18 protein-coding genes are annotated in these 20,969 nt (G+C 72.7%); 15 read left to right on the top strand and 3 right to left on the bottom strand.

Annotated features, from left to right (window positions below; genetic code table 11):
- The first annotated feature begins 15 nt into the window (after positions 1–15).
- The 13 genes from AS594_RS08690 (at position 16) to AS594_RS08630 (ending at position 15,733) form a co-directional block, all read left to right on the top strand.
- Positions 16–1,008: an ArsR/SmtB family transcription factor gene (locus AS594_RS08690; protein WP_069926426.1), complete on the top strand. Its 993-nt coding sequence runs from the start codon at positions 16–18 to the stop codon at positions 1,006–1,008.
- Positions 1,009–1,330: 322 nt separating this feature from the next.
- Positions 1,331–1,720, top strand: coding sequence for a cell division protein SepF (locus tag AS594_RS08685; RefSeq protein ID WP_069926425.1), 390 nt, complete (start codon positions 1,331–1,333; stop codon positions 1,718–1,720).
- A 56-nt stretch (positions 1,721–1,776) separates the two neighbouring features.
- Complete coding sequence (locus AS594_RS08680) at positions 1,777–2,943, top strand: AAA family ATPase (protein ID WP_069933199.1); 1,167 nt, start codon at positions 1,777–1,779, stop codon at positions 2,941–2,943.
- Positions 2,940–3,290, top strand: coding sequence for a nucleotide pyrophosphohydrolase (locus AS594_RS08675; protein ID WP_069926423.1), 351 nt, complete (start codon positions 2,940–2,942; stop codon positions 3,288–3,290). The genes AS594_RS08680 and AS594_RS08675 overlap by 4 nt, the downstream gene beginning before the upstream one ends.
- Before the next feature lie 139 nt (positions 3,291–3,429).
- Complete coding sequence (locus AS594_RS08670) at positions 3,430–3,942, top strand: DUF6099 family protein (RefSeq protein ID WP_069926422.1); 513 nt, start codon at positions 3,430–3,432, stop codon at positions 3,940–3,942.
- A gap of 154 nt (positions 3,943–4,096) precedes the next feature.
- Positions 4,097–5,020, top strand: coding sequence for an LLM class F420-dependent oxidoreductase (locus AS594_RS08665; protein WP_069935058.1), 924 nt, complete (start codon positions 4,097–4,099; stop codon positions 5,018–5,020).
- Positions 5,021–5,051: 31 nt separating this feature from the next.
- On the top strand, positions 5,052–5,969 hold the full coding sequence (mmuM, locus tag AS594_RS08660) for a homocysteine S-methyltransferase (RefSeq protein WP_069926420.1): 918 nt from the start codon (positions 5,052–5,054) through the stop codon (positions 5,967–5,969).
- A gap of 42 nt (positions 5,970–6,011) precedes the next feature.
- Positions 6,012–7,490: a 3' terminal RNA ribose 2'-O-methyltransferase Hen1 gene (locus tag AS594_RS08655; RefSeq protein ID WP_069933201.1), complete on the top strand. Its 1,479-nt coding sequence runs from the start codon at positions 6,012–6,014 to the stop codon at positions 7,488–7,490.
- On the top strand, positions 7,487–10,021 hold the full coding sequence (locus AS594_RS08650; RefSeq protein WP_069926418.1) for a polynucleotide kinase-phosphatase: 2,535 nt from the start codon (positions 7,487–7,489) through the stop codon (positions 10,019–10,021). The genes AS594_RS08655 and AS594_RS08650 overlap by 4 nt, the downstream gene beginning before the upstream one ends.
- Positions 10,022–10,122: 101 nt before the next feature.
- The gene (locus AS594_RS08645; protein ID WP_069926417.1) at positions 10,123–11,355 is read left to right on the top strand and encodes an arginine deiminase; all 1,233 of its coding nucleotides are present in this window, start codon (positions 10,123–10,125) and stop codon (positions 11,353–11,355) included.
- 78 nt (positions 11,356–11,433) lie between these two features.
- Entirely contained in the window at positions 11,434–12,444 is a 1,011-nt protein-coding gene (argF, locus tag AS594_RS08640; RefSeq protein ID WP_069933202.1) for an ornithine carbamoyltransferase, read from the top strand.
- Positions 12,445–12,569: 125 nt separating this feature from the next.
- Positions 12,570–13,397 (top strand): enoyl-CoA hydratase family protein, encoded by an 828-nt coding sequence (locus tag AS594_RS08635; protein WP_069926415.1) that lies wholly within the window; start codon positions 12,570–12,572, stop codon positions 13,395–13,397.
- Positions 13,382–15,733, top strand: coding sequence for a bifunctional salicylyl-CoA 5-hydroxylase/oxidoreductase (locus AS594_RS08630; RefSeq protein WP_079148252.1), 2,352 nt, complete (start codon positions 13,382–13,384; stop codon positions 15,731–15,733). Before AS594_RS08635 ends, AS594_RS08630 begins: the two co-directional genes overlap by 16 nt.
- A 136-nt stretch (positions 15,734–15,869) precedes the next feature.
- Here AS594_RS08630 and AS594_RS08625 read toward each other — a convergent pair whose 3' ends face one another.
- The 3 genes from AS594_RS08625 to AS594_RS08615 are packed head-to-tail and all read right to left on the bottom strand — an operon-like array spanning position 15,870 to position 19,302.
- Positions 15,870–16,709 (bottom strand): GNAT family N-acetyltransferase, encoded by an 840-nt coding sequence (locus AS594_RS08625; RefSeq protein ID WP_069933203.1) that lies wholly within the window; start codon positions 16,707–16,709, stop codon positions 15,870–15,872.
- Between the two features lie 31 nt (positions 16,710–16,740).
- The gene (locus AS594_RS08620) at positions 16,741–17,667 is read right to left on the bottom strand and encodes a PaaX family transcriptional regulator (RefSeq protein WP_079144723.1); all 927 of its coding nucleotides are present in this window, start codon (positions 17,665–17,667) and stop codon (positions 16,741–16,743) included.
- Between the two features lie 18 nt (positions 17,668–17,685).
- Entirely contained in the window at positions 17,686–19,302 is a 1,617-nt protein-coding gene (locus AS594_RS08615) for an AMP-binding protein (RefSeq protein ID WP_069926414.1), read from the bottom strand.
- Between the two features lie 84 nt (positions 19,303–19,386).
- Here AS594_RS08615 and AS594_RS08610 point away from each other — a divergent pair, with 84 nt between their 5' ends.
- Together AS594_RS08610 and AS594_RS08605 are read left to right on the top strand one after the other, a co-directional pair.
- Positions 19,387–20,496, top strand: coding sequence for an acyl-CoA dehydrogenase family protein (locus AS594_RS08610; RefSeq protein ID WP_069926413.1), 1,110 nt, complete (start codon positions 19,387–19,389; stop codon positions 20,494–20,496).
- Positions 20,493–20,936 (top strand): RidA family protein, encoded by a 444-nt coding sequence (locus AS594_RS08605; RefSeq protein WP_069926412.1) that lies wholly within the window; start codon positions 20,493–20,495, stop codon positions 20,934–20,936. Before AS594_RS08610 ends, AS594_RS08605 begins: the two co-directional genes overlap by 4 nt.
- Positions 20,937–20,969: the final 33 nt, after the last annotated feature.

Raw genomic sequence — 20,969 nt, 5'->3', positions numbered from 1 at the left:
GCGGGGAGGCGAAACATGGGCTGGTGGCAGGTCGGCGCGGACACGCTGGCGGGAAGCCGCTTCGTTCTCTCGCCCCTGGCGGAAGCCATCGCGAGTCTGAAGGTCCTGGAGCGGGGGACTGCCGCGCATCCGGGCGAGCGCGTATGGCTGGACGCCCATCTGCCCGCCTACCAGCGGCGCAAGGCTGACGACCCGGTCACCGCGCTGCTGCTGCGAGCCGCCCTGAGGCCCACCTGGAACGCGACCTTCCTCACGCCCACGCCCACATCGACACCGACACCGGCAGGTGAGGGGAAGGGCGGGCGGACGTTCGAGGACGAGCTGGCGCGGATACGGCAGACCCCTCCCGAGACCGCCCGCGCCGACCTAGCGGAGGCGTTGCGAGGGCCGCTCCCCGCCCCACTGCACCGGCCCGATCTCCCGGCGCTCGCAGCCGGCCTGGTGGAATGGGTCTGGACGCGGACGGTTCTCCCGGACTGGTCCCGGCGCCGGAGAATCATCGAGGCGGACGTCGTCGCCCGGACGAGGCAGCTGAGCCGGCACGGCTGGGCCGGGGCCCTGGACGACATGCGCGCCGGTATGCGCTGGCTGGGGCACAGCCGCCTCCAGATCACCGCGTGCGAACAGCCGCCGCGCGAAATCGCCGGAGCGCGGCTGATGTTCGTGCCCGTCACTCCTCAGCAGAGTTGGGTCTCCTGGGAGGCCGACCGGTACGCCGTGGTCTACCCGTGTTCGGGCGTCCTGACGGACAGCCGCGGGACCCCCGCGCCCGAGCCCCTGAGCGCGCTGCTCGGGCCGTCGCGCGCAAGCGTCTTCGTACTCCTCGGCAGCCCGAAGAGCACGACGCAGCTGGTGGCTCTGACCGGCCGGGGCCTCGGATCGGTCGGCCGTCACCTGAAAGTCCTGCTGGACGCCCACCTGATCCAGCGGCGACGGTCGGGACGCTCGGTCCTCTACTACTGGACGGCGGCCGGCGAGGCCCTGGCCGAGGCCCAGAGCGACGGGTGAACCCCTGCCGCCGGGGCGGGTGTTGCCCCGTGCCGCTGCCCGGGCGGCGAGCGGCCCACCGGGCGGTGGGGCGGCGCAGGCCCGCGTACAGGTAGGTTTGCGGGCAGGCGACGTGACGGAGATCCGTCCCCGAGCAGGGAACCGGCACGGGTCCGCACGGCATCGGCCGGACGGCCGGCCCGCGACCTGACCGGCGGATCTCCGCCTCGGAGGGCCACTTGTGCCTTCCACGGAGTATCCCGTCCGTGTCGCTGTTGGGCCGAACGGGTGAGGCGCGCGAAGATGGCCGGATGCAGACACAGCACGTGAGCGGGGTGGTCCGGTGAGCAGGTACGACGTCACCGATGAACAGTGGGCCGGGCTCGCTCAAGTAGTGCCCCTGCGCAGCAGGAACGAGTGGCCCTCCCGGGTGGACCACCGCACGATGCCGCAGGAGGAAGAAACCGCCGAACAACGGCGGATGATCGTGCTGCGCGTTCAGGTGTTCTCCGACGCGCGTGAGGTCGCGGAGTACCTGATCGGGCAGGTACCGGTGCTCCTCGACCTGACGGCGGCGGACAGCGATGTGGCCAAGCGCATCCTCGACTTCAGCAGCGGTGTGGTCTTCGGGCTCGGCAGCGGCATGCACCGAGTCGACCGCAATGTCTTCCTGCTCTCGCCGGCCGGCATGGAGGTCGAGGGGGCCGAGGCGGCCGCCGTCCCTCAAACGTAGGAAGGTCCGGCTGGCGTAACGGTTCGTCAGGTAAGGCGCTGCGTACCGTCCGGGCCATGACTGCCGTTTCGCCGGGAACACGCCCCGGACCCCAGGCCGACGACCGTGGTGCCCCCGTGGTCACCGAACTGCGGCTGTCGGCCTTCAGATCGCACCGGGGCGCCGTCTTCCCGCTTGGCCCCGTGACGCTGTTCACGGGCGCCAGCGGCACCGGCAAGTCGAGCGTCCTGGAGGTGTACGAGGCGCTGGCCCGCCTCGGCGGCGGCGCCGAGCTGGGCGCGGTGTTCCGTGACCCGGGCGCCTGCGTGCCGGAGCGGGCGGGGCCGGACGCCGAGGGCCGGCGGGGGTTCAGGATCGGCTGCACCGTCGAGGGGCCCGCCGGTCCCGTACGTCTCGATCTCGCCGTACAGGCCGAACCCGAACTGCGCGTCGTCGGTGAGCGGCTGACCTGCGACGGGCAGACGCTGCTGACCACGGCGCTGCGCGATCCGGGGCGCAGTACGGTCCAGGCGGCCTGGCACACGGCCGGTTCGGCCCCGGTGACGCGGGCACCGCTGCCGGACGACGTGCTCGGTACGGCGCTGCTGCCACTGCGGGTGGCGGGCAAGACGGCGGGCCAGGTCAAGGTGCTGGCAGCCGCGGAACAGGTGATCCTCGCGCTGCGTTCGGTGTTCGCGTGCGATCCCCGGCCGACGCGTATGCGGGAGCCGGTGGCGCTGGGCGACGCCCGGCTGCGGCGCGGCTGCGACAACCTCGCGGAGGTGCTGTGGCGCACCCACCACCAGTGCGCCAGGCGCCACGCGCGGCTGGGGGCGATGGCGCGGGCGGGGTGCGCGGGGCCGGTGGAGGCGCTGACCGTGGAGAAGCTCGCGGACGGGAGGGTACGGGCGCTGCTGGGCCGGGGCGGGGCGTGGGCCACGCCGGTGGGGCGGCTCGGGGACGGCGAGCTGCGGTACCTGGCGCTCGCGCTGGTCCTGCTGACCGGGCCGGGCGTACTGGCCATGGACACCGTCGCCGAAGTGCCGGACGCGATGCGGGCGCTGACGGTCCTCGCGGACGACCTCGACCGGTCCCTGGACGGGCGGCAGGCGCGGGAACTGGTCGCGCTGGCGGCGGCCGTCTGCGCCGAGCGGCACATCAGGCTGGTGGGGACGGTGGCGGAGACCTCCGCCTCGTACGCGCGCGGGGTGGACGGAGTGACGGTGGTAGACCTGGGGCCGTGACTGAACTCGATGTAGCGGGATTGCAGCGGCGGCTGGCCGCTTTCGCGGCGGCGCGGGGCTGGGAGCCGTACCACACACCGAAGAACCTGGCCGTGGCGCTGAGCGTGGAGGCGTCCGAACTGGTGGAGATCTTCCAGTGGCTGACGCCCGAGGAGTCGGCGCGAGTGATGGAGGACCCGGGGTCCGCGCACCGCGTGACGGACGAGGTGGCCGACGTCCTCGCGTACTTGTTGCAGTTCAGTGAGGTGCTCGGGATCGATGTGCTGGCGGCGCTGGCCGCGAAGATCGACCGGAACGAGCTGCGTTTTCCGGTGCCTGAAAACAAGGATCGTCACTCTTCGGAGTGATGAGATTATGCAAAATCGTATTTCTGTCCACAGATTTCGCCATAGCCCTGGCTTTCCGGGCCCCACGCCCTCACTCTGGGTAGTGGACGGGTGAACGGTACGCGAAAGAAGCGGGCCAGGTGAGGACGGGGGGCGGCACATGGACGCGGTGAGGCTCATCGGGCAGAGCCGGCACGCACTCGCGCGATGCCGGGCGGCACGGGACATACTCGTGGAGGCGTGGCAGGCGCAGGTGCTTGCACAGGCCATCGGCGGGCAGCTGGCGCTGACCGGTCCGGCGGAGCTGAGAGGTGAGGCGCGCGGGCTCAGCGAGACGGGCGGGCGGGGCTGCGGGGTGCTCGACGTGGCGGCGCTGTGGGCGGCAGGGGCGGACGATGCCGGGGGGCCGCCCCCGGACACCCGGCCGCGGGCGGCGCAGCTTTCCCAGGTGGCGGACGCGCGGGTGGCGTTGACCGGGCTGAGCGCGCTGCTCGGGGAGGTGGGAATCGCACTCGTCGGGGTCGCGTGCGCCACCGACGAGGAGGCTCTCTACTGGCAGTGCATCGAGGGCATCGACGCCGCCGACGAGTCGAGTGACCGGGTGCGCGGGATATTGAGGCGGCTGACGGTGCGGGAGGAGGACAGGCAGCGCACCGCCGCCAGGGACGCCTAGGCGCGGCTGGGGCACGACGGCACGGGTCTCGCCGCACGGGTCTCGCCGCACAGGTTCCCGCAGGGATTGACCGTCCTGGCTCACCCGGTCGGGCAGGCCGGGGCCGGCAGCGGGAGGCGGGGTTGACGGGAGTGCGACGGTGCAGGATGGAGGTATGGATCTTCGAATCTTCACGGAGCCCCAGCAAGGGGCCACCTACGACACCCTGCTCACCGTCGCCAAGGCCACCGAGGACCTCGGCTTCGACGCCTTCTACCGCTCGGACCACTATCTGCGCATGGGGTCGGGCGACGGTCTCCCGGGGCCGACCGACGCCTGGATCACGCTGGCCGGGCTCGCCCGCGAGACCAAGCGGATCCGGCTCGGCACGCTGATGACAGCGGGCACCTTCCGGCTGCCGGGTGTGCTGGCCATCCAGGTGGCGCAGGTCGACCAGATGTCGGGCGGCCGTGTCGAACTCGGCCTGGGGGCGGGCTGGTTCGAGGAGGAGCACCGGGCGTACGGTGTCCCGTTCCCCAAGGAGCGGTTCGGCCGGCTGGAGGAGCAGCTCGCCATCGTCACGGGGCTGTGGGCGACGGAGACCGGCCGGACGTTCAGCTACGACGGGACGTACTACCAGCTGACGGACTCGCCCGCGCTGCCCAAGCCCGCGCAGGCGAAGGTGCCGGTGCTGATCGGTGGGCACGGCGTGACCCGCACGCCGCGGCTGGCCGCGCGGTACGCCGACGAGTTCAACATGCCGTTCGCCTCGCTGGAGGACAGCGAGCGGCAGTTCGGGAGGGTCAGGGCGGCTGCCGAGAAGGCCGGGCGCACGGCGGACGACCTGGTGTACTCCAACGCCCTCGTGGCCTGTGTCGGAAAGGACGACGCGGAGGTGGCGCGCCGGGCCGCGGCCATCGGGAGGGACGTGGAGGAGCTCAAGGCGAACGGGCTGGCGGGCTCGCCCGCCGAAGTGGTCGACAAGATCGGCCAGTACGCCGCGATCGGCGCATCGCGGATCTATCTCCAGATGCTGGACCTGGACGATCTGGAACACCTGGAGCTGATCTCCTCCCAGGTCCAGTCCCAGCTGACCTGACCCCTGTCCGACGAACAGAAGGAGGGCCGCCGTGAAGCCCGACCGTCCGCTTGCCGCGGCGCTTGCCGCAGATGCCACCGCGCCAGTCGTCCTCGACGGCGGACTGTCCAACCAGCTGGAGGCGCAGGGCTGCGACCTGTCCGACGCGCTCTGGTCGGCGCGGCTGCTCGCCGACGGGCCGCAGCAGATCGCGGCGGCGCACGCGGCCTATGTGCGGGCGGGCGCGCAAGTGCTGATCACCGCCAGCTACCAGGCGACGTTCGAGGGCTTCGCGCGGCGGGGCGTCGATACCGGCGGGGCGGCGGAGCTGCTGGCGCGCAGCGTCGAACTGGCGCGGGAGGCGGGGGAGTCAGTGGACCGCGAGGTGTGGGTGGCGGCCTCGGTCGGGCCGTACGGGGCGATGCTCGCCGACGGCAGCGAGTACCGGGGGAGGTACGGGCTCCCCGTGCGGGAGCTGGAGCGCTTCCACCGGCCGCGTGTCGAGGCGCTCGTCGCGGCGGCGCCCGACGTGCTGGCCCTGGAGACGGTGCCCGACATCGACGAGGCCGAGGCGCTGCTGCGGGCCGTCGAGGGCACCGGGACGCCGGCCTGGCTCTCGTACAGCATCGCGGGCGGGCAGACCCGCGCCGGCCAGCCGCTGGACGCCGCCTTCGCCCTGGCGGCGGACAGCGACCAGGTGATCGCCGTGGGGATCAACTGCTGCGAGCCGCGCGACGCGGACGCGGCGGTGGAACTCGCGGCCTCGGTCACCGGGAAACCGGTCGTCGTCTATCCGAACAGCGGTGAGCGGTGGGACGCGGAGGGGAGGCGCTGGCGTGGCGGGGGCACGTACGACCCACGGCGGGTCCGCTCGTGGCGGGCGGCCGGGGCGCGGCTGGTGGGAGGCTGCTGCCGGGTCGGTCCGGAGCAGATCGCGGAGCTGGCACGGCTGGCCGGACCGGCGGCTTAAACCCCTGGTCCGGGACGGGGCGGGGCGGCGATACTCGGACGCGTGTTCCTGACGATCAGTACTACCGGCAATCAGGAGCGTCCCGCGACCGACCTCGGCTTTCTGCTGCACAAGCACCCCGACAAGGCGCAGACGTTCTCCACTTCTCACGGCACGGCGCACGTCCTCTACCCCGAGGCGTCCGACGAGCGGTGCACGGCCGCGCTCCTGCTGGAGGTGGATCCGGTGGCGCTCGTGCGGCGCGGCAAGGGCAAGGGGCGCGGCGGTTCGCCCGACTCGGCGCTCGCGCAGTACGTCAACGACCGGCCGTACGCCGCTTCGTCGCTGCTGGCCGTCGCGCTGAGCACGGTGTTCAAGTCCGCCCTCCAGGGCGTGTGCAACGCCCGGCCCGAGCGCGCCGCGGCCCCGCTGCCGCTGCGCGTCGAGGTGCCCGCGCTGCCTGCCCGGGGCGGCGCCGAGCTGGTGACGAAGCTGTTCGCGCCGCTCGGCTGGACGACGGTGCGGGCGGAGCCGGTGCCGCTGGACGAGCAGTTCCCGCAGTGGGGCGACTCCCGGTACGTACAGCTGGTGCTGGAGGGGGAGCTGCGGCTCGCCGACGCGCTGCGCCAGTTGTACGTCCTGCTCCCGGTGCTGGACGACGCGAAGCACTACTGGGTCGCGCCGGACGAGGTGGACAAGCTGCTGCGGGCCGGTGAGGGCTGGCTGGCCGAGCACCCCGAGCACAAGCTCATCACCAGCCGCTACCTCTCGCGCCGCTGGAGCCTGACCCGGCAGGCCATGGAACGTCTCGAACTGGTGCGGCTCGCCGAGGCCGACGACCTGGAGGTCGAGGAGATCGACAACGCGGTCGACGAGACCACGGACACCGACGAGCGGCCCGTGCCGCTCGCCGTCCAGCGCCGCGGCGCCATACTCCACGCGCTCGGGGAGGCCGGGGCGAGCCGGGTGCTCGACCTCGGCTGCGGGCAGGGCCAGTTGGTACAGGCGCTGCTCAAGGACGTGAAGTTCACCGAGATCGTGGGCGTGGACGTGTCCGTGCGCGCGCTCACCGTCGCCTCGCGGCGGCTGAAGCTCGACCGGATGGGCGAGCGCCAGGCCGAGCGCGTGAAGCTGATCCAGGGCTCGCTCACGTACACCGACAAGCGGCTGACCGGGTACGACGCCGCCGTGCTCAGCGAGGTCATCGAGCACCTCGACCTGCCGCGGCTGCCCGCCCTGGAGTACGCCGTGTTCGGTTCCGCGCGGCCGCGCACCGTCCTCGTGACGACGCCGAACGTCGAGTACAACGTGCGCTGGGAGTCCCTGCCCGCCGGGCACGTGCGGCACGGCGACCACCGATTCGAGTGGACGCGCGCCGAGTTCCGGGAGTGGGCCGGGCGGGTGGCCGAACGGCACGGGTACGGAGTCGGGTTCGTGCCCGTCGGACCCGAGGACCCCGAGGTGGGTCCGCCCACGCAGATGGCCGTGTTCACCATGACCGCGCCGGAGACCAAGAACGACAAGGAGGCGAAGGCCGCATGAGCACCACCCCACGCACGCTCCCCGTCACCGACCTGTCCCTCGTGGTCCTGGTCGGCGCCACCGGATCCGGCAAGTCCACATTCGCCCGGCGGCACTTCAAGCCCACCGAGGTCATCTCCTCCGACTTCTGCCGGGGCCTGGTCGCCGACGACGAGAACGACCAGAGCGCGAGCCGCGACGCCTTCGACGTCCTGCACTACATCGCCGGCAAGCGCCTGGAGGCCGGGCGGCTCACCGTCGTCGACGCGACCAACGTGCAGCCGGAGAGCCGCAAGCAGCTCGTCCAGCTCGCCAGGAAGTACGACGTACTGCCCATCGCGATCGTCCTCGACCTGCCGGAAGAGGTGTGCGCGGATCGCAATGCCGTACGCCCCGACCGGGCCGGGATGCCCCGCCACGTCATCCAGCGGCACCGCCGCGAGCTGCGCCGTTCGCTGCGGAGCCTGGAGCGCGAGGGCTTCCGCAAGGTGCACATCCTGCGCAGCGTGGAAGAGGTGGACGCCGCCGAAGTCGTGCTGGAACGGCGCTACAACGACCTCACCCACCTCACCGGCCCCTTCGACATCATCGGCGACATCCACGGCTGCCGCTCCGAGCTGGAGACCCTGCTCGGCAAGCTCGGTTACGTCGACGGATCGCACCCCGAGGGCCGTACGGCCGTCTTCGTCGGCGACCTCGTCGACCGCGGCCCCGACAGCCCGGGTGTCCTGCGCCGGGTGATGGGCATGGTCGCCTCCGGCGACGCGCTGTGCGTACCGGGGAACCACGAGAACAAGCTCGGCCGTTACCTCAAGGGCAGGAACGTCCAGCACACGCACGGACTCGCGGAGACCGTCGAACAGCTGGAGAAGGAGGACGACACCTTCAAGGAGCAGGTGCGGGAGTTCATCGACGGCCTCGTCAGCCACTACGTCCTCGACGGCGGCAACCTCGTCGTGTGCCACGCCGGCCTGCCGGAGAAGTACCACGGCCGCACCTCCGGCCGCGTCCGCTCGCACGCGCTGTACGGCGACACGACCGGCGAGACCGACGAGTTCGGCCTGCCCGTGCGCTACCCGTGGGCCGAGGACTACCGGGGCCGCGCCGCCGTCGTCTACGGCCACACCCCCGTCCCCAACACCTCCTGGATCAACAACACCATCTGCCTGGACACCGGCGCGGTCTTCGGCGGGAAGATGACCGCGCTGCGCTGGCCGGAGCGCGAACTCGTCGACGTACCGGCCGAGAAGGTCTGGTACGAGCCGGCCAAGCCGCTCACCACGGAGGCGCCGGGCGGACACGACGGCCGTCCGCTGGACCTCGCCGACGTGCACGGCCGCCGGGTCGTCGAGACCCGGCACATGGGCCGCGTCGCGGTACGCGAGGAGAACGCGGCGGCGGCGCTCGAAGTCATGAGCCGCTTCGCGGTCGACCCGCGCCTGCTCGCCTACCTGCCGCCGACGATGTCCCCGACCGCCACCTCGCACGTCGAGGGTTACCTGGAGCACCCGGCCGAGGCGTTCGCCACGTACAGGGTCGACGGTGTCGGCAGAGTCGTGTGCGAGGAGAAGCACATGGGCTCGCGTGCGGTGGCGCTGGTCTGCCGCGACGCGGACGTGGCGCGCGAGCGGTTCGGCGTGGAGGGCCCCACCGGCGTCGTCCACACCCGCACCGGCCGCCCGTTCTTCGACGACGAGACGACCACCGAGCTGATCCTCGGCCGGCTGCGCACCGCCGTGACCGAGGCCGGTCTGTGGGACGAGCTCCAGACTGACTGGCTGCTGCTCGACGCGGAGCTGATGCCCTGGTCGCTCAAGGCGTCCGGGCTGCTGCGCCACCAGTACGCCGCCGTGGGCGCCGCCGCCCGTGCCGTGTTCCCCGGCGCTGTCGCGGCCCTCGAAGGTGCGGCTGCCCGCGGGGTCGACGTCAACGGGCTGCTGACGACGCAGCGCGAACGAGCCCGCGACGCGGACGCGTTCACGGACGCGTACCGGCGCTACTGCTGGCCGACCGAAGGGCTGGAGGGGGTGCGGCTGGCACCGTTCCAGCTGCTCGCGGTCCAGGGGCGCTCGCTCGCCGGCGTACCGCACGACGAGCAGCTCGCCTGGCTGGACCGGCTGGTCGAGCACGACCCGACCGCGCTCCTCCAGACCACGCGCAGGCTGATCGTCGACACCGGCGACCCGGCGTCCGTCCAGTCCGGCATCGACTGGTGGCTGGAGATGACCAGCCGGGGCGGCGAGGGCATGGTCGTCAAGCCGGTCGAGGCGCTGGCCCGGGACGGGAAGAACCGGCTCGTACAGCCGGGCATCAAGGTGCGCGGCCGCGAGTACCTGCGGATCATCTACGGTCCCGAGTACACGCGCCCGGAGCAGCTCGACAAGCTGCGCAACCGCTTCCTCGGCCACAAGCGCTCGCTCGCGCTGCGCGAGTACGCACTGGGACTGGAGGCGCTGGACCGGCTGGCCGAGGGGGAGCCGCTGTGGCGGATCCACGAAGCCGTGTTCGCCGTGCTGGCGCTGGAGTCGGAGCCGGTCGACCCCCGGCTGTGAGCCGCTCGCCGTCAGGCGCCCCCGGAACGAAATGGTGACCGCTTCGAACCGGGGGCGCCCATACGCACGCGCGTGCGGCCGCGCTCGGCCAGGATGGAGGCATGGGATTCCATGTCGATTCCGAGACCGGGCGGCTGCGCCGCGTCATTCTCCACCGACCGGACCTGGAGCTGAAGCGTCTCACGCCCGGCAACAAGGACGCGCTGCTCTTCGACGACGTGCTGTGGGTGCGCCGCGCGCGCCAGGAGCACGACGGATTCGCCGACGTCCTGCGTGACCGGGGCGTCGAGGTGCACCTCTTCGGTGATCTCCTGCGCGAGTCGCTGGAGATCCCGGAGGCCAGAAACCTCGTGCTGGACCGCGTCTTCGACGAGAAGGAGTACGGGCCGCTCGCCACCGGCCATCTGCGCCGGGCCTTCGACGACCTGCCGGTCGCCGGTCTGGTCGAGGCGCTCGTCGGGGGCATGACCAAGCGGGAGTTCCTGGAGGGCCACCCCGAGCCGACCTCCGTCCGCTTCCACGTCATGGACCTGGACGACTTCCTGATCCAGCCGCTGCCGAACCACCTGTTCACCCGGGACACCTCGGCCTGGATCTACGACGGCGTCTCCATCAACGCGATGCGCTGGCCGGCCCGGCAGCGCGAGACCGTCCACTTCGAGGCGATCTACAAGCACCACCCGCTGTTCAGGAGCCCGCAGGCCGGCGCGTTCCACCACTGGTCGGAGGGGCAGCCCGACTACCCCTCCACCATCGAGGGCGGCGACGTCCTGGTCATCGGGAACGGCGCGGTCCTGATCGGGATGAGCGAGCGCACCACCCCGCAGGCCGTGGAGATGCTGGCACGCGGGCTCTTCGAGGCCGGCTCGGCGACCACCATCGTCGCGCTGGACATGCCCAAGCGCCGGGCGTTCATGCACCTCGACACGGTGATGACCATGGTCGACGGCGACACCTTCACGCAGTACGCCGGGCTCGGCATGCTGCGTTCGTACACCATCGAACCGGGTGTGGGCGAGCGCGAGTTGAAGGTCACCGACCACCCGCCGGAGCACATGCACCGGGCCATCGCCGCCGCGCTGGGGCTGGACGGCATCCGGGTACTGACCGCCGTGCAGGACGTGCACGCGGCGCAGCGCGAGCAGTGGGACGACGGCTGCAACGTGCTGGCGGTCGAGCCGGGCGTGGTCGTCGCGTACGAACGCAACGTCACCACCAACACGCACCTGCGCAAGGAGGGCATCGAGGTCATCGAGATCAAGGGCAACGAGCTGGGCAGGGGGCGGGGAGGCCCCCGGTGCATGAGCTGCCCGGTCGAACGCGACGCTGTATAGTGATGCGCTCAAACGCATATACTTCCATCGAACGTTCACCTTCCGCCCGCATTCGCGCCCGACCCAGGAGCAGCCACCATGGCGACAGACCTCGCAGGCCGCCACCTCCTCAAGGAGCTGGACTTCACCGCCGAGGAGTTCCGCGCCCTGATCGACCTCGCCGCCGAGCTCAAGGCGGCCAAGAAGGCCGGCACCGAGGTGCAGCGGCTGCGCGGCAGGAACATCGCGCTGATCTTCGAGAAGACCTCCACCCGCACCCGCTGCTCGTTCGAGGTCGCCGCCGCCGACCAGGGTGCCTCGACGACGTACCTCGACCCGTCCGGCTCCCAGATGGGCCACAAGGAGTCGGTCAAGGACACGGCGCGCGTACTGGGCCGGATGTTCGACGGCATCGAGTACCGCGGTGACAGCCAGGCCGCCGTCGAGGAGCTGGCGGCGTACGCCGGCGTCCCGGTCTTCAACGGGCTCACCGACGACTGGCACCCCACGCAGATGCTCGCCGACGTGCTGACCATGACCGAGCACTGCGCCAAGCCGATCGAGCGCATCGCTTTCGCCTATCTGGGCGACGCCCGCTTCAACATGGGCAACTCCTACCTCGTCACGGGCGCCCTGCTCGGCATGGACGTGCGCATCGTCGCGCCCCGGGCGTACTGGCCGGCCGAGGAGGTCGTCGCGCAGGCCCGCAAGGCGGCGGAGCTGAGCGGCGCCCGGATCACGCTCACCGAGGACGTCGCCGAGGGTGTCCTGGGCGCCGACTTCGTCGCCACCGACGTCTGGGTGTCCATGGGGGAGCCCAAGGAGGTCTGGGCCGAGCGCATCACGGCTCTCGGCCCGTACGCCGTGACGATGGACGTACTGCGCGCCACCGGGAACCCCGACGTGAAGTTCCTGCACTGCCTGCCGGCCTTCCATGACCTCGGCACCAAGGTCGGCCGCGAGATCCATGAGCAGTACGGCCTCACCGAGCTGGAGGTCACCGACGAGGTCTTCGAATCGGCCCACTCGATCGTCTTCGACGAGGCCGAGAACCGCATGCACACGATCAAGGCCGTACTGGTCGCGACCATGGCGCGCGGGGCCGCCTAGCGGGGCGCGGGGTGCGGCCGCGCCGCCGTCCTCACCGGTATCGCGCTCTCGTGACGACAGTTACGCAGGAGTGATACCTTCGAGTGGCAGGCACCGGCCGCACGGCTGTAGGAGGCCCCGCCCCGATGAGCCCCTTTCCCAGCTCAGCACCGCGCACTCAGCACTGGCACCACCTGCGGCTGACCGTCGAGGACGGCGTCGCCACCGTCACCCTCGCCCGGCCGGAAAAACTCAACGCGCTCACCTTCGGCGCGTACGCCGATCTGCGCGACCTCCTCGCCGAACTGGCCCGGGAGCGCTCCGTGCGCGCCCTGGTCCTCGGCGGCGAGGGCCGCGGCTTCTGCTCGGGCGGCGACGTCGACGAGATCATCGGCGCCACGCTCGCCATGGACACCGCCCAGCTCCTCGACTTCAACCGGATGACCGGGCAGGTCGTCCGGGCGCTGCGCGAGTGCCCCTTCCCGGTGATCGCCGCCGTGCACGGTGTGGCCGCCGGCGCGGGGGCCGTCCTCGCCCTCGCCGCCGACTTCCGCATCGCCGACCCCTCCGCCCGCTTCGCCTTCCTCTTCACCAAGGTCGGCCTCTCGGGCGGTGACATGGGAGCGGCGTATCTGCTGCCACGGGTCGTCGGGCTCGGGCACGCGACCAGGCTGCTGATGCTCGGGGACCCCGTGCGCGCCCCCGAAGCCGAACGCATCGGCCTCATCAGCGAGATGACGGACGAGGGCCGGGCCGACGTCCGCGCCGCGGAACTGGCCCGCCGGCTCGCCGACGGTCCGGCGCTGGCGTACGCCCAGACGAAAGCGCTGCTCACCGCCGAACTCGACATGCCGCTCGCCGCCGCCGTCGAACTGGACGCCGCCACGCAGGCGCTGCTGATGAACGGCGACGACTACGCCGAGTTCCACGCGGCCTTCACCGAGAAGCGCCCCCCGAAATGGCGGGGGCGCTGACCGTGAGCCGCCCCGGTGACGGGCGTGATGCCACGGCTCCGTCCGGGCCGCGCCGCGGCCCCGGAGCGCTCCGCGTCGCGGTGATCGGCGGCGGGCCCGGAGGGCTCTACGCCGCCGCCCTCCTCAAACGCCTCGATCCCGCCCGGGACGTCACCGTCTGGGAGCGGGGCGCACCCGACGACACCTTCGGCTTCGGCGTCGTCCTCTCCGACGAGACCCTGGGCGGCATCCAGCATGCCGACCCCGTCGTGTACCGCGCGCTCCAGGACGAGTTCGTACGGTGGGACGACATCGACATCGTCCACCGCGGCCGCACCCTGACCTCCGGTGGCCACGGCTTCGCCGCCCTCGGCCGCCTCCGGCTCCTGGAGATCCTGCACGAGCGGTGCCGCTCGCTGGGCGTGCGGCTGCGGGTCCGCGAGGAGGCGCCGCCCGCCGCCGAACTCTCGGCCGCGTACGACCTGGTCGTCGCGGCGGACGGCGTGCACAGCCCGACCCGTCAGGCGCACGCCGATGTCTTCGGCCCGCGCCTCACCACCCACCGCTGCCGCTACATCTGGCTCGCCGCCGACTTCGCCTTCGACGCCTTCCGCTTCGAGATCGCGGAGACCGCACACGGCGTCATGCAGCTCCACGGCTACCCCTACGCCAAGAACGCGTCGACCGTCATCGTCGAAATGCGCGAGGAGGTCTGGCGCGCCGCAGGTCTCGACCGCTGCGACGAGGCGGCCTCCGCCGAACACTGCGCCAAGGTCTTCACCGAGGCGCTCGGCGACCGGCCCCTGCGCGGCAACAACTCCTCCTGGACCGCCTTCCGCACCGTCGTCAACGACCGGTGGAGCCACGGCCGTACGGTCCTGCTCGGTGACGCCGCCCACACCGCCCACTTCTCCATCGGCTCGGGCACCAAGCTCGCGGTCGAGGACGCCCTGGCACTGGCCGCGTGCGTCGAGGAGCAGCCCGACCTGCCGGCCGCCCTCGCCGCGTACGAGGCCGAGCGTCGCCCGGTCGTCGCTTCCACCCAGCGCGCCGCCGCCGCCAGCCTGCGCTGGTTCGAGGAGCTGAGCACGTATCTGGACCAGCCGCCACGGCAGTTCGCCTTCAACCTGCTCACGCGCAGCCGCCGCGTCACCCACGACAATCTGCGGCTGCGCGACCCCGGCTTCACGGGCGCCGTCGAGGAGGACTTCGGCTGCCCGCCCGGTACGCCGCCGATGTTCACGCCCCTCCGGCTGCGCGGTCTGACCCTGCGCAACCGGGTCGTCGTCTCGCCCATGGACATGTACTCGGCGGTCGACGGCGTACCCGGCGACTTCCACCTCGTGCACCTGGGCGCACGGGCCCTCGGGGGAGCGGGCCTGGTCATGACCGAGATGGTGTGCGTCAGCCCGGAGGGCCGCATCACGCCGGGCTGCGCCGGCCTCTACACCACCGAGCAGGCAACGGCATGGCGCCGGGTCACCGATTTCGTACACCGCGAGTCGCCCGGTACGGCGGTCGGCGTGCAGCTCGGCCACTCGGGTCGCAAGGGCTCGACGCGGCTGATGTGGGAGGGCATCGACCAGCCGCTGGACGACGGCAACTGGCCCGTCGCGGCCGCGTCCGCGCTGCCGTACCGGCCCGGAATCAACCAGGTCCCGCGCGAGCTGGACATGGACGGGCTCGCGCGCGTCCGTGAGGAGTTCACGTCGGCGGCGAGGCGGGCGGCCGAGTCCGGTTTCGACCTGCTCGAACTGCACTGCGCGCACGGCTACTTGCTGTCCGGCTTCCTCTCCCCACTCACCAACCGACGGACGGACGCGTACGGCGGTTCCCTCGCGGGGCGCCTGCGGTTCCCCCTGGAGGTCTTCGACGCGGTACGCGGTGTCTGGCCGCAGGACAGGCCGATGACCGTCCGGATCTCCGCCACCGACTGGGCGCGGGGCGGTACGACGGCACAGGACGCCGTCGAGATCGCGCGCGCGTTCGCCGCGCGCGGGGCGGACGCGATCGACGTGTCGACCGGGCAGGTCGTGCCGGACGAGTCGCCGGAGTACGGGCGCTCGTACCAGACGCCGTACGCGGACCGTATCCGCAACGCGCTGGGGCTGCCGGTGATCGCCGTCGGCGCGATCTCCTCCTGGGACGACGTGAACTCGCTCCTGCTGGCGGGGCGTGCGGACCTGTGCGCGCTCGCCCGGCCGCACCTGTACGACCCGCACTGGACGCTGCACGCGGCGGCCGAGCAGGGCTACTCGGGCCCCGGTGCGCCCTGGCCCCTCCCGTACCGCGCGGGCAGCCGTACGCCGCCGACGGGGCGGACGGACGCGCCGAAGCCGAGGCTGAGCCTGGGGTGAGGGCGCCGCGACGGGCGGCCCGGACGCGCCGCGCGGCGACCGTCCGCCGGGCGCGCCTGCCTGTCGCCGGGCGCGCCCGGCGACAGGCACCGACACGCAGGCGCGCCCAGCGACAGGCACGCCGCACCGCATCGCGCTACCGCACCGGCGCGATCTCCACCCGGTCCGCCACCGGGCGGTAGCCGATGCGCCGGTACACACCGTTGCTCGTCGGGTTCGCGAGGTCCGTGAAGAGCAGCACCTCACCCGCCCCCGCACTCCGCGCGTCCAGGCTCACCGCCGACGTGACCGCCGCCGCGTACCCGCGCCTCCGCCACCGCGGCGGCGTGTAGACCGGCGCCACCCGCACCGTCCCCGCCGCGGGCCGCGAGACGCCCGCCATGGACACCGGGACCCCGTCGTCCTCCCACAGAGTCAGGCCGCCGTAGGCGAGACGGTCGTCCACCGCCCGTCCGGCGCCGGGCCGGGGATGGCCGGCCTCCCGGCGGAAGCCGTCCACCCACTCCACCAGCAACTCACGGTCGGCCACGGCCGCCACCCGCGCGCGCCCCGGCGGTGCGGGGTCCGGCGGGGCCGGCTCCCCGAGCCGGTACAGGCGCTGCTCCAGCACGGTGGTGACCTCCGCGCCCGCACGCCGCCACCGCGCCGCCAGCGCCCGCGCGGTCCCCCGCTCCGCGCTGACCGCCGGGCCGCCCAGCCCCAGGCACGCCTCCGCCAGCGGCGCCACCGCCTCCGCGGGCACGGTCCCGACCAGCACCGCGTGCGGCGGTGTCCACAGCAGCGCGCCGTCCACGCGGCCGGACGCGCCGCGCCACCATCCGTACCGGGGGGTGCCTTCGCCGTACGCGTCGCTTCCACGCCGCCGCAGTGTTCCGGCGACGGTCAGCAGCAGCGTGTTATCCACGGGCCGCGCGGCGACGGCGGCGCCCGCCGCGGCCAGGTACGCGTCGAGGTCCTCAGTGAATGTCCAGGCCATGCCCCATGCTGTCCGGCGGCACCCGCGCCCGTCACCCGGTTTTCGGATCGCCGCGCCCGTCGTCTCCGCCGCGCCCGTGATCGCCACCGCGCCCCTGACCGCCGGTACGCCCCGAATCGCCGCCGCGCCCCTGGCCGCCGCCACGCACGAACTCCGCCCCCGCGTCCCGCAGCCGCGCGTGCAGCCCGGCGAACACCTTCGCCGAGCGCACCCCCGGCCAGTCCGCCGGCAGCAGCTCGGCCGGCAGGCCCGGGTCGGCGTACGGAAGGCGGCGCCAGGAATCCAGTGCCAGGAGGTAGTCCCGGTAGGCGTGTTCCGGCGCAGGGGCTTCGTCACCCCGCGCCACCCACCCGCGCAGCACCGGCTCGTGCAGGTCCAGGAACTGCTCGTGCTGCTTGGCGATCGCCGTCAGGTCCCACCAGCGCGCGACCGCCTCCTCCGTCGCCGCGAAGCCGAGGTGCTCCCCGCGGAACAGGTCGACGTACGGCGAGAGCTGGAGGCGCTCCATGGTGTGGCGCGTCTCCTCGTACAGCCGCGCGGGCGCGATCCACACCCCCGGCGCCGCCGACCCGAAGCCCAGGCGGGTGAGGCGGGAGCGCAGGACGTGCCGCTTGGCGCGCTCGCTCTCGGGGACCGAGAAGACGGCCAGCACCCAGCCCTCGGACAGCTCCGGCGCGGGATGCTCGTAGATCCGCCGGTCGCCGTCGTCGAGGAGCTGGTGGGCGTCGGCGGACAGGGCGTACCCGGCGGCGCCCTCCGGCGTACGGGCGGCGACGAGCAGGCCCCGCCGCTTCAGCCGGGAGACCGACGAGCGCACCGACGGCGCGTCGACTCCGACGGCGGCCAGCAGCCGGATGAGCTCGGCGACCGGCATGGGCTCCCCGCCTCCGCCGGGAGTGCGTCCGTACGCGCCGTAGAGGGAGACGATCAGGGAACGGGGGGTGTGCTGCTCGGCCACGTGATCACTCTACGGCTGTCACTCCGCGGCCGCCCGCAGCCGGAAGCGCTGGAGCTTGCCGGTCGGCGTACGGGGGAGGGCGTCCAGGAAGACGATCTCGCGCGGGCACTTGTACGGCGCCAGCTCCGCCTTGACGAAGTCGCGCAGCCGCGCCACGGTCGCGTCGCCCGCGGCCACCCCGTCGCCCAGGACGACGTACGCCACCACGACCTGACCGCGCCGCTCGTCGGTCCGCCCCACGACCGCCGCCTCCACCACGTCCGGATGGCGCAGCAGCGCGTCCTCGACCTCGGGGCCCGCGATGTTGTACCCGGCCGAAATGATCATGTCGTCCGCGCGGGCCACGTACCGGAAGTAGCCGTCCGGCTCGCGGACGTACGTGTCGCCGGTCAGGTTCCAGCCGCCCCGCGCGTACTCGGTCTGGCGGTCGTCGGCGAGGTAGCGGCAGCCGACGGGTCCGCGCACCGCCAGAAACCCCGGCTCGCCGTCGGGCACCGGAGCGCCCGACGCGTCCACCACCCGCGCCTCCCACCCGGGCACGGGCACGCCCGTCGTACCCGGCCGGGCCGCCTCGTCCGCCGCCGAGAGGAAGATGTGCAGCAGCTCGGTCGCGCCGATGCCGTTGATGATGCGCACGCCGGTGCGCTCGTGCCAGGCCCGCCAGGTCGCGGCGGGCAGGTTCTCGCCGGCCGACACACAGCGCCGCAGGGCGCTCAGGTCGTGCCCGTCGAGCCCCTCCAGCATCGCCCGGTACGCCGTCGGGGCCGTGAACAGCACCGACACCCGGTGCTCGGCCAGAGCGGGCAGCAACTGCTTCGGCCCCGCCTGTTCCAGCAGCAGCGCCGACGCGCCCGCCCGCATCGGGAAGATCACCAGACCGCCGAGCCCGAAGGTGAATCCGAGCGGCGGACTGCCCGCGAAGACGTCGTCGGCGCGGGGCCTGAGCACATGGCGCGAGAAGGTGTCGGCGACGGCCAGCACGTCCCGGTGGAAGTGCATGCAGCCCTTGGGCCGCCCCGTCGTCCCCGACGTGAAGGCGATCAGCGCGACGTCGTCGGCGGACGTCCGCACGGCGGTGTACCGCGACGGCTTGCCGGCCGCCGCGCGCAGCAGGTCGTCGGGCGCGTCGCCGCCGTACGCCGTGACGCGCAGCCCCGGCACCTCGGCCTTCACCAGGTCGTCGACCGCCCGTACATCGCACAGGGCGTGGCCGACCCGGGCGATCTCGCACATGGTCGCCAGCTCGGACGCCCGCTGCTGCGCCAGCACCGTCACCGCCACCGCGCCCGCCTTCATCACCGCGAGCCAGCAGGCCGCCAGCCACGGTGTGGTGGGGCCGCGCAGCAGGACGCGGTTGCCGGGCACGACGCCCAGGTCGGTGGTGAGGACGTGCGCGATCCGGTCGACGTGGCCGAGCAGTTCGCCGTACGTCCAGACCTCGCCGGCGGCGGTGCGGAAGACGGGCCGGTCCGGACCGAGGCGTTCGACCGTACGGTCCAGGAGCTCCACCCCGCAGTTGAGGCGGTCGGGATAGCGCAGCTCCGGACGGTCGAAGAGCAGCTGCGGCCACTGATGCGCGGGCGGAAGCTGGTCGCGGGGAAAGGTATCGATGTGCGCTGAGGTCTTCAGCTCCATGACGGGATCGCCCCCTTGTCGCCCCATGAGCGTATCGTTTGGGTGACGACAGTCAACGGTTCGCGATAAGAGTGAGGCGAGGACATGCCGCAGTTCGCACTGGAACCTCAGCAGCAGGAGTGGTGCGAGCGGCTTCGCACCCTGGCCGCGAACCATTTGCGCCCTCTCGCCGAGAAGGGGGAACCGGGACGGGTGAACCGCCCGTTGGTCGCCGCCCTCGGCGAACACGGCCTGCTGGCAAGGCTGTTCGACTCAGGGGCCCTCGACCTCTGCCTGATGCGGGAATCCCTCGCACGTGCCTGCACCGAGGCCGAGACCGCGCTCGCACTCCAGGGACTCGGGGCCAGTCCCGTGGCCAGGTGGGGCACGGACGGCCAGCGGGAGCGCTGGCTGCCCGAAGTGACCGCGGGGCGGGCGATCGCGGCGTTCGCCCTCAGTGAGCCGGGCGCGGGATCGGACGCCGCGGCGCTCTCGCTCTCGACCGTACCGGAGGGTGACGGATGGCGCCTGTCCGGTGAGAAGCTCTGGATCTCCAACGCGCCGGAGGCGGACTTCTACACCGTCTTCGCCCTGACCACCGAGGGCGCGGGGGCCCGCGGCGTGACCGCCTTCCTGGTCCCCGCCGGCCGCCCCGGCCTGACCGGCACGGCGCTCGACATGCTCTCGCCGCACGCCATCGGCGCCCTCGCCTTCGACGGCGTACCCGTCACCCGCGCGGATGTCATCGGGGAGGTGGACCGCGGCTTCCGCGTCGCCATGGACACCCTCAACCTCTTCCGCCCCAGCGTCGGCGCCTTCGCCGTCGGCATGGCGCAGGCCGCCCTCGACGCGGCCGTCGAGCACACCGCGAACCGCACCGCCTTCGGCGGGCTGCTCAAGGACCTCCAGGCGGTGGCCCACCAGGTCGCCGAGATGGCGACCCGCACCGAGGCCGCCCGGCTGCTCGTGTACGCCGCCGCCTCGGCCTACGACGCGGGCGCGCCCGGCGTCCCGAGGCGCGCCGCCATGGCCAAGCTCTTCGCCACCGAGACCGCCCAGTACGTCGTCGACGCCGCCGTCCAGTTGCACGGGGCCCGCGCCCTCCAGCGCGGCCACCTGCTCGAACACCTCTACCGGGAAGTGCGGGCGCCGCGTATCTACGAGGGTGCGACCGAGGTCCAGCGCACGATCATCGCGAAGGAGCTGTACCGATGACCACGCACCACCCCGAGCACCCGTCACACCCGCCCCGGCCGCACCGCGTCGACCGGCTCAACCCGGCGGAACTCTCGCCTCCCTCCGGCTTCTCGCACGCGGTCACCGCCACCGGTTCCCAGCTGGTCTTCCTGGCGGGCCAGACCGCGCTCGACACGGACGGCAAGGTGGTCGGGGACACGCTGCCCGCCCAGTTCGAAAAGGCGCTCGGCAACCTGCTCACGGCGCTGCACGCCGCCGGGGGCGCCCCCGCCGACCTTGCCCGCGTCACCGTCTACGCCACCGATGTCGCCGACTACCGCGCCCACGCCCCGGAACTGGGCCGCGTCTGGAGCCGGCTGGCGGGCCGCGACTACCCCGCCATGGCGGTCATCGGCGTGGTGCGCCTGTGGGACGAGCAGGCCCTGGTCGAGCTGGACGGTGTGGCCGTACTGCCCTGACCGGGGCCCGCGACAGGCCCCTCGCTCCCTGAG

It is taken from the genome of Streptomyces agglomeratus, assembly GCF_001746415.1.
Classification (GTDB): Bacteria; Actinomycetota; Actinomycetes; order Streptomycetales; family Streptomycetaceae; genus Streptomyces; species Streptomyces agglomeratus.
Note: the sequence above shows the minus strand (reverse complement) of the source record. Positions and strands in the feature narration are given on the sequence as shown.